Here is a 7,441-nt window from a genome sequence, read left to right as displayed (position 1 = left end):
GGGGACCACCTGCGCCCACAACCTCGGGCCCCTGTGCCGCACCCACCACCGGCTCAAGACCGCCGGCATCCTGCGCGTGCACCAACCCACCGCCGGCGAGTTCGTCTGGCGCACCCCCACCGGGCACGCCTTCCGCGTCCGACCCGGGACCGAGGAACCTGCGGTGCACCTCAGCGGACGATCGCGCACGGGGCAGCCGTCGCCGCCGTACTAGCCGAGCCGCCCGGCGGCGGCGCCCCGCATCACGGGAGGGCGCCGGCGCTCCCCTGGCTGAGGTGGACCGTCACCCGCTCCAGCCCGCCCTGCGTCTGGTAGGCGCGGCTGACGTCGGCGAACTCTCGCTCGTCACAGGCCTCGACCACGGCGTCGTCCGGGCTCTCAGCCCGTGCCGCCGGCCGCGCGCGCCACCCGGGCAGGGGCACGCCGTCGTGCCGGAGGTCCTCCGCATACCGCGCCTCGACCCCACCCGAGCGCATGCAGGCGACGGCGCGTTCCGCGGCGGCGCGTACCTCGATGAGCGTCACCGCGACGGCGGACGCGTCGTCCGGCCCCGGCCGCGCCGGGTCAGGTGCCGCTGCGCACGCCGCGAGCACCATCCCGGCGAGGATCGCTCCGACAGGGACCAGGACCAGACGACTCCGGCGCACGCCGCACGCACCCCTCCGGGGCTCGGGACTCAGACGCCCCCGAGCATGCGCCCGCCCGAAGCGGACGGTGCGCGCGGCCGACACGTGCGTAGGTGCCGACCGCTGCGACGTCAGGCCAGCGTCCCCGCCGCGAGCCGCACGTCCTCCGTGGTGCGCAGGGCGGCGCGCAGCACGGCCCTGAGCCCCTCGGCTGCCGCGTCGACGCCCAGGGACGGCGCGCCGTGCGGCACCTGCTCGGGCAGCCGCGGCACGTGGACGAACCCCCCGCGCGCACCCGGGGCGCGCCCCGCGGCGAGCTGATCGGCCAGGGCGTAGGCGATGGTGTTGCAGACGAACGTGCCTGCCGTGTTGGACACCTCGCCCGGGACCTCCGCGTCGCGCAGCGCCGTCAGGCACGCCTTGACCGGCAGGGTGGAGAAGTACGCGGCGTCGCCACCCGGGATCACGGGCACGTCGACGGGCTGGGCGCCGTCCTCGTCGGGGATGCGGGCGTCCTGCACGTTCACGGCGACGCGTTCGACGGACACGGCCGAGCGGCCACCCGCCTCGCCCACGGCGACGACGAGGGACGGGCGGATGTCGAGCAGGAGCTCGGCGAGCCGCCGCGGGGCACGGGCGAAGGAGACGGGCAGCAGAGCCGTGACGAGGGCCGCGCGCTCGCCGGCCTGGTCCCAGGACTCCGCCACGGCCCGGACGGCGGCCCAGGAGGCGTTGACCGGCTGCTGCTCGAACGGCTCGAAGCCGGTGAGCAGCACGGTCGGCACCGCTCCACCTCCCCCGGCCGGCGCGTCGTCGGCCCGCACGGCGCCCGCGCTCACGGGGCGTCCACCTCCTGCTCGTCGTGCCGCTCGGCGGCGAGCCGGTCCCACAGCTCGTCGACCTGCCGCTGCAGGTCCTCGGGCGCGCCGGAGCCGTCGAGGACGACGTCCGCGACGGCGAGCCGCTCGTCGTCGGAGGCCTGGGCGGCGATGCGCCGCTCGGCCTCGGCGCGCTCGAGCCCCCGGGTCCGCACGAGGCGCTCGACACGCAGCACGGCTGGGGTGTGCACGAGGACGACGAGGTGGAAGGCGTCAGCGCGGCCGGTCTCGACGAGCAGCGGCACGTCGTGCACGACGACGGCGCCGGGGTCGGCGGTGGCAGCGGCGGCCTCGCGCTCGGCGGCGAGCCGACGGACGACGGGGTGGACGATGCCGTTGAGCCGCTCGCGCGCGCCCGCGTCGGCGAAGACGACCGCTCCGAGGGCGGGCCGGTCCAGGGTGCCGTCGGGCAGCAGGATGCCCTCCCCGAACGCCTCGACGACGCTCGCGAGACCCGCCGACCCGGACGCGACGGCGTCGCGGGACAGCTGGTCGTAGTCGATGAGGACGGCGCCCCGCGCGGCGAAACGCTCGGCCGCGACCGACTTGCCGGCCGCGATCCCCCCGGTCAGTCCGATGCGCTGCATCGCCCCATCGTGCCGTGCCGGGGCGCAGGACCGCACCTCACCGATCGCGCGCAGCCCGGCGGCGAAGCTCCCGCCCGTTGTCGACGAGGATCCAGACACCGGCAGCGACCTGGACGCAGGCGACGACGAGGGACAGGGTCCGCCCGGCCTGGGCGGCGAATGCGGCGAGGACGACCCCGCAGAGCGCGACGACCGCTCCGGAGACGGCGGAGGTCCGGAGTCGGCCGGTCGGGGCGTCGCTGCTGCGCATGACGTGACTGTGCCGGAGCGACCGGGGCCCGCGCAGGCGTTCCGGCACCGGGCCCGTGTGCGTCAGCGGACGGTGTGCCCCGTGGCGCGCAGGTGGTCCTTGACCTGCCCGACGGTGAGCTGCCCGAAGTGGAAGACGCTGGCCGCGAGGACGGCGTCGGCCCCCGCGTCGGCGGCGGCGGCGAAGTGCTCGACGGTGCCGGCGCCGCCGGAGGCGATGAGCGGGATGCGCACCTCGCGCCGGACGTCGCGCAGCATCTCGAGGTCGAAGCCCGCCTCGGTGCCGTCGGCGTCCATGGAGTTGAGCAGGATCTCCCCCGCGCCGAGGTCGGCGGCCCGCACGGCCCACGCGACGGCGTCGATGCCGGTGCCGCGGCGCCCGCCGTGGGTGGTGACCTCGTAGCCGGAGTCGGTGCGGGTGTCGCCGGTGACGCGCCGGGCGTCGACGGAGAGGGTGAGGACCTGGCTGCCGAACCGGTGGGCGATCTCGGCGATGAGCTCGGGCCGGGCGATGGCGGCGGTGTTGACGCCGACCTTGTCGGCGCCGGCGCGCAGGAGCCGGTCGACGTCGTCGGCGGACCGGACGCCGCCGCCGACGGTGAGGGGGACGAAGACCTCCTCGGCGGTGCGCCGCACGACGTCGTAGGTGGTCTCGCGGTCGCCGGAGGAGGCGGAGACGTCGAGGAAGGTGACCTCGTCGGCGCCCTCGGCGTCGTACCGGCGCGCGAGCTCGACGGGGTCGCCGGCGTCACGCAGGTTGGCGAAGTTGACCCCCTTGACGACGCGTCCGGCATCGACGTCGAGGCACGGGATGACGCGGAGGGCGACGGACATGCTCACTCCCCTTCCGGCGCGGCGGTGGCGCTCGGGTCGCTGTCGTCGGCCGCGGGGGCGCGGGTGGCGAGCAGGTCGATGACGAAGACGATGGTCTGCCCCTGCAGCTCCTCGCTCTGGGTGGCGCCGAGCGCGTAGGAGGGCGGGACGACGACCATGACCTGGCTGCCGACGGTCTGCTCCACGAGGGCCTCGGACCACGCCGGGACGTCCTCGAGCGGGAAGGTGTTGGGGCTGCCGTTGGTCCAGGTGGAGTCGAAGGCCTCGCCGGTGGACCAGACGAAGCCGGTGTACTGGACGGTGATGACGTCGCCCTCGGAGACCTGGGTGCCGGTGCCCCGCAGGAGCGGCTGGACGACGAGGTCGCCGGGCGGCTCGGTGCCGGTGGGCGCGAGGGACGGGGCTCCGTCGTCGTCGAGGGTGACGGCCGGCATGCCCTCGCGCGGGGCGACGGGCTCGCCGGACGCGCGGATGGGCAGGACGTCGAGGACGGTCACGGTCGGGTAGGACGAGGCGCTGGCGTCGGAGGCGGGGCTGAGCTGCAGCAGGCGCGCGCCGACCTTCTGGCCGGAGAGGGTGGCGTACAGGTCCTTGCCGAGGTCCTCCTCGGTGAGGAGCCGCGGGGTGGGGCTGGAGGTGTAGGACTCCTTGACCAGGGAGGCGTCGGAGGCGTCCTCGAGCCAGAAGTCGAGCAGGACCGGGCGGCCCTCGACGAGGTCGGGCCCGGTGCCGGGCCAGACGACCTCGTGGGTGGCCTCGGGGACGCTGAGGGGCGTGCGGTAGGTGACGGTCGGCGCGGAGCCGGCGTCGCCGGTGACGACGACCTCCGGGGGCTCCGGGTCCTGCGCGGAGCAGGCCGCGAGCAGCAGCATCGCCGCGGCGGCGCAGGCGGCCACGAGTCGTCGCACGTCGTTCCTTCCGAGGGTCCTGCAAGGTGCGCGCCCACTGTACGGGTCCCGGCGGGCCCCTCCGGACGCCCCCTCGGTCGGGTCCGGTGAAGACCCCGCGCGGGGTGGGGTCACATGGACTCGATGAGCCGCTCCACCCGGTCGTCGACGTTCCGGAAGGGGTCCTTGCACAGGACGGTGCGCTGGGCCTGGTCGTTGAGCTTGAGGTGCACCCAGTCGACGGTGTAGTCGCGGCGGGCCTCCTGGGCGGCCTGGACGAACTCGCCCCGGAGCTTGGCGCGGGTGGTCTGCGGGGGCACGGAGGTGGCCTCGAAGACCTCGACGTCGGTGGTGACGCGCTCGACGAGCCCGCGCTGGGCGAGCAGGTTGTACAGCCCCTCGGTGCGGGAGATGTCGTGGTACGCGAGGTCCATGCGGGCGACGCGGACGTCGGAGAGGTCGAGGCCGTGCTTGGCGCGGTACCGCTCGATGAGCCGGTACTTGATGACCCAGTCGAGCTCGCGCTCGACGAGGGACAGGTCGCCGGTGCGCAGGGCGCGCAGGCCGCGCTCCCAGAGCTCGAGGACCTGCTTGACCTCGGGGGTGGGGTCGGACTCGGCGGCGACCCAGTCCTGGACGCGGCCGAGGTACTCCTCCTGGAGGTCGACGGCGGTGACGGTGCGCCCGCTGACGAGGGTGACGGGGTGGGTGCCGGTGACGTCGTGGCTGATCTCGCGGATGGCCCGGATGGGGTTCTCGAGGGTCAGGTCGCGCATGGGCAGGCCGGCCTCGACGAGCCGCAGGACGAGGTCGGTGGAGCCGACCTTGAGCATGGTGGTCGTCTCGGACATGGAGGAGTCGCCGACGATGACGTGCAGCCGGCGGTAGTGCTCGGCGTCGGCGTGCGGCTCGTCGCGGGTGTTGATGATGGGCCGGGACCGGGTGGTGGCCGAGGAGACGGACTCCCAGATGTGGTCGGCCCGCTGGGACAGGCAGAACACCGCGCCGCGCGGGGTGGCGAGGACCTTGCCGGCGCCGGTGAGGATCTGCCGGGTGATGAGGAACGGCACGAGGACGTCGGAGAGCCGGGCGAAGTCGCCCTGCCGGCGGACGAGGTAGTTCTCGTGGCAGCCGTAGGAGTTGCCGGCGGAGTCGGTGTTGTTCTTGAACAGGTGGATCCGGCCGGACAGGCCCTCGTGCTCGAGGCGCTGCTGGGCGTCGGCGACGAGGCCCTCGAGGATGCGCTCGCCCGCGCGGTCGTGGGTGACGAGCTGGCGCCAGTCGTCGCACTCGGCGGTGGCGTACTCCGGGTGGGAGCCGACGTCGAGGTAGAGGCGGGAGCCGTTGCGCAGGAAGACGTTGGAGGAGCGCCCCCACGCGACGACCTTGCGGAACAGGTACCGGGCGACCTCGTCGGCGGACAGCCCGCGCCCGTCGTCGGCGGCGCAGGTGACGCCGTACTCCGTCTCCAGGCCGAAGATGCGTCGGTCCATGGGGTGGCTCCTCAGGGCAGGTCGGGTGCTGCGGCCGAGCCCAGCAGGTCCTCGAGGACCACGCCGGACAGGCGCCGGAACGCGCGGCGCGGGCGCGTGCGGTCGAGGACCGCGACCTCGAGCTGGGCGGCGGGGATGACCCGGCGGTCGTCCTCGTCGGCCCCGTCGGCGGGGGCACCGAGCACCCGGACGGCGAGCTGCAGCACCTCGGCCAGCGGCATGCCGGGGGTCCAGGAGCCGGCGACCTCCTCGCGCAGGCGCTCGGCCTGGCCGCCCATGACGACGAAGCCGCGCTCGTCGGCGACGGAGCCGTCGTAGGACAGGCGGTAGATCTGGTCGGTGGCGGCGTCCTGGCCGACCTCGGCGACGACGATCTCGACCTCGAGCGGCTTGGACTCGGTGGTGAAGACGGTGCCGAGGGTCTGGGCGTACGCGTTGGCGAGGCCGCGGGCGTTGACGTCGCGGCGGTCGTAGGAGTACCCGCGCAGGTCGGCGTACCGGACGCCGGCGACGCGCAGGTTCTCGAACTCGTTGTACTTGCCGACGGCGGCGAACGCGATGCGGTCGTAGATCTCGGAGACCTTGTGCAGGGCGCGGGACGGGTTCTCGGTGGCGAACGCGATGCCGTCCTCGTAGGCCAGGACGACGACGGAGCGGCCGCGGGCGATGCCCTTGCGCGCGTAGTCGGCCCGGTCCTTCATCAGCTGCTCGGGCGAGACGTAGAAGGGCATGCTCATCGCGTCGGGTCCTCCTCGTGCGCTCGGGCGCGGGCGTGGCCCTCGGCGCGGTCCGCCAGCACGCGGGCCACCACCTCGCCGAGGTCGTCGTCACCCACCCGCAGGTAGCCGGCGGCGGTGACGGTGGCGACGACGGGCCAGATCCGCCGGGAGGTGTCGGGGCCGCCGGTGGCGGAGTCGTCGTCCGCGGCGTCGACGAGGGCCTCGACGGCGACGCGCACGGCCTCGGCGGCGTCGAGCCCGGGCCGCCAGAGCTTCTTGAGCGAGCCGCGCGCGAACACGGACCCCGAGCCGACGCTGTGGTGCTGGTGCTCCTCGTACCGGCCGCCGGTGACGTCGTAGGAGAAGATCCGCCCGGTCCCCCGGTCGAGGTCGAAGCCGGCGAACAGCGGGACGACGGCGAGGCCCTGGAGGGCGAGGCCGAGGTTGCCGCGGATCATGGTGGCGAGCCGGTTGGCCTTGCCGTCGAGCGAGAGCAGGGTGCCCTCGATCTTCTCGTAGTGCTCGAGCTCGAGCTGGAACAGCCGCACGAGCTCGACCGCGAGCCCCGCGGTGCCGGCGATGCCGACGGCGGAGTACTCGTCGGCCGGGAAGACCTTCTCGATGTCCCGGGAGGCGATCTGCGAGCCCATGGTGGCGCGGCGGTCGCCCGCCATGACCACGCCCCCGGCGAAGGACAGGGCGACGATCGTCGTGGCGTGCGGGGCGCCCGCGCCGGGGCTCACGTCACCGACGGGCAGCGGGGCGCGCCGCCCGGGCAGCAGGTCCGGGGCGTGCTGGGCGAGGAAGTCGACGAAGGAGGACGACCCGGGGGTGGTGAACGCCCCGGGCAGCCGCCCCGCCGGGATCAGCGGGTCCGTCGGCACGCGTCACTGCCCGCCCTTCTGCACGAACCCGCGCACGAACTGCTCGGCGTTGGTCTCCAGGACGTCGTCGATCTCCTCGAGGAGGGCGTCGACCTCGGCGTCGCGCTGCTGCGCGGCTGCGGTGACCTGCTCGACGTCGGGCCCGTCGACGGGCTCGTCGTCCTCGCGACGGTCCCGTGCACGCTCCTGACCAGCCATGTCCACCTCCGGCGGTAGTCGGGCACGGGCCGCGCGCGCTGGGCGTGCGACCCGCAGTGGCACCACCCTAGGCCCTGGTCGGCGCG

General features: G+C 74.7%; 10 protein-coding genes and 1 pseudogene. 1 reads left to right on the top strand and 10 read right to left on the bottom strand.

Annotation, left to right across the window (positions count from 1 at the left end):
* A pseudogene (locus VER05_RS19320) lies at positions 1-214 on the top strand (hypothetical protein); the annotation flags it as partial.
* Between the two features lie 28 nt (positions 215-242).
* Here VER05_RS19320 and VER05_RS19315 read toward each other — a convergent pair.
* The 10 genes from VER05_RS19315 to VER05_RS19270 form a co-directional block, all read right to left on the bottom strand.
* A complete protein-coding gene (locus VER05_RS19315; protein ID WP_324846931.1) occupies positions 243-596 on the bottom strand; it encodes a hypothetical protein in 354 nt (117 codons plus the stop codon).
* A gap of 161 nt (positions 597-757) precedes the next feature.
* A complete protein-coding gene (gene pcp, locus VER05_RS19310; protein ID WP_324846930.1) occupies positions 758-1,465 on the bottom strand; it encodes a pyroglutamyl-peptidase I in 708 nt (235 codons plus the stop codon).
* Complete coding sequence (gene coaE, locus VER05_RS19305; protein ID WP_324846929.1) at positions 1,462-2,091, bottom strand: dephospho-CoA kinase; 630 nt, start codon at positions 2,089-2,091, stop codon at positions 1,462-1,464. The genes pcp and coaE overlap by 4 nt, the downstream gene beginning before the upstream one ends.
* A gap of 37 nt (positions 2,092-2,128) precedes the next feature.
* The gene (locus VER05_RS19300; RefSeq protein ID WP_324846928.1) at positions 2,129-2,341 is read right to left on the bottom strand and encodes a hypothetical protein; all 213 of its coding nucleotides are present in this window, start codon (positions 2,339-2,341) and stop codon (positions 2,129-2,131) included.
* 62 nt (positions 2,342-2,403) lie between these two features.
* Positions 2,404-3,174 carry an imidazole glycerol phosphate synthase subunit HisF gene (hisF, locus tag VER05_RS19295; RefSeq protein ID WP_324846927.1) on the bottom strand — a complete coding sequence of 257 codons (771 nt, stop codon included), beginning with the start codon at positions 3,172-3,174 and terminating at the stop codon, positions 2,404-2,406.
* Between the two features lie 2 nt (positions 3,175-3,176).
* Positions 3,177-4,082: an FKBP-type peptidyl-prolyl cis-trans isomerase gene (locus VER05_RS19290; protein WP_324846926.1), complete on the bottom strand. Its 906-nt coding sequence runs from the start codon at positions 4,080-4,082 to the stop codon at positions 3,177-3,179.
* Between the two features lie 110 nt (positions 4,083-4,192).
* Positions 4,193-5,554 carry a Pup--protein ligase gene (gene pafA / locus VER05_RS19285; protein WP_324846925.1) on the bottom strand — a complete coding sequence of 454 codons (1,362 nt, stop codon included), beginning with the start codon at positions 5,552-5,554 and terminating at the stop codon, positions 4,193-4,195.
* Between the two features lie 11 nt (positions 5,555-5,565).
* Complete coding sequence (gene prcA, locus VER05_RS19280) at positions 5,566-6,291, bottom strand: proteasome subunit alpha (protein WP_324846924.1); 726 nt, start codon at positions 6,289-6,291, stop codon at positions 5,566-5,568.
* Entirely contained in the window at positions 6,288-7,157 is an 870-nt protein-coding gene (gene prcB, locus VER05_RS19275; protein WP_414647662.1) for a proteasome subunit beta, read from the bottom strand. Before prcB ends, prcA begins: the two co-directional genes overlap by 4 nt.
* A 3-nt stretch (positions 7,158-7,160) precedes the next feature.
* On the bottom strand, positions 7,161-7,355 hold the full coding sequence (locus VER05_RS19270; protein ID WP_147796615.1) for a ubiquitin-like protein Pup: 195 nt from the start codon (positions 7,353-7,355) through the stop codon (positions 7,161-7,163).
* Positions 7,356-7,441 lie beyond the last annotated feature (86 nt).

It is taken from the genome of Cellulomonas sp., assembly GCF_035634735.1.
Taxonomy (GTDB): domain Bacteria; phylum Actinomycetota; class Actinomycetes; order Actinomycetales; family Cellulomonadaceae; genus Cellulomonas.
This window is presented reverse-complemented; position numbering and strand designations above follow the sequence as displayed.

What these genes read in the sequence shown, in the direction of transcription:
- VER05_RS19315 (WP_324846931.1), bottom strand. Translation starts at nt 596, where the DNA reads ATGGTGCTCGCGGCGTGCGCAGCGGCACCTGACCCGGCGCGGCCGGGG.
- coaE (WP_324846929.1), bottom strand. Translation starts at nt 2,091, where the DNA reads ATGCAGCGCATCGGACTGACCGGGGGGATCGCGGCCGGCAAGTCGGTC.
- VER05_RS19300 (WP_324846928.1), bottom strand. Translation starts at nt 2,341, where the DNA reads ATGCGCAGCAGCGACGCCCCGACCGGCCGACTCCGGACCTCCGCCGTC.
- hisF (WP_324846927.1), bottom strand. Translation starts at nt 3,174, where the DNA reads ATGTCCGTCGCCCTCCGCGTCATCCCGTGCCTCGACGTCGATGCCGGA.
- pafA (WP_324846925.1), bottom strand. Translation starts at nt 5,554, where the DNA reads ATGGACCGACGCATCTTCGGCCTGGAGACGGAGTACGGCGTCACCTGC.
- prcA (WP_324846924.1), bottom strand. Translation starts at nt 6,291, where the DNA reads ATGAGCATGCCCTTCTACGTCTCGCCCGAGCAGCTGATGAAGGACCGG.
- VER05_RS19270 (WP_147796615.1), bottom strand. Translation starts at nt 7,355, where the DNA reads ATGGCTGGTCAGGAGCGTGCACGGGACCGTCGCGAGGACGACGAGCCC.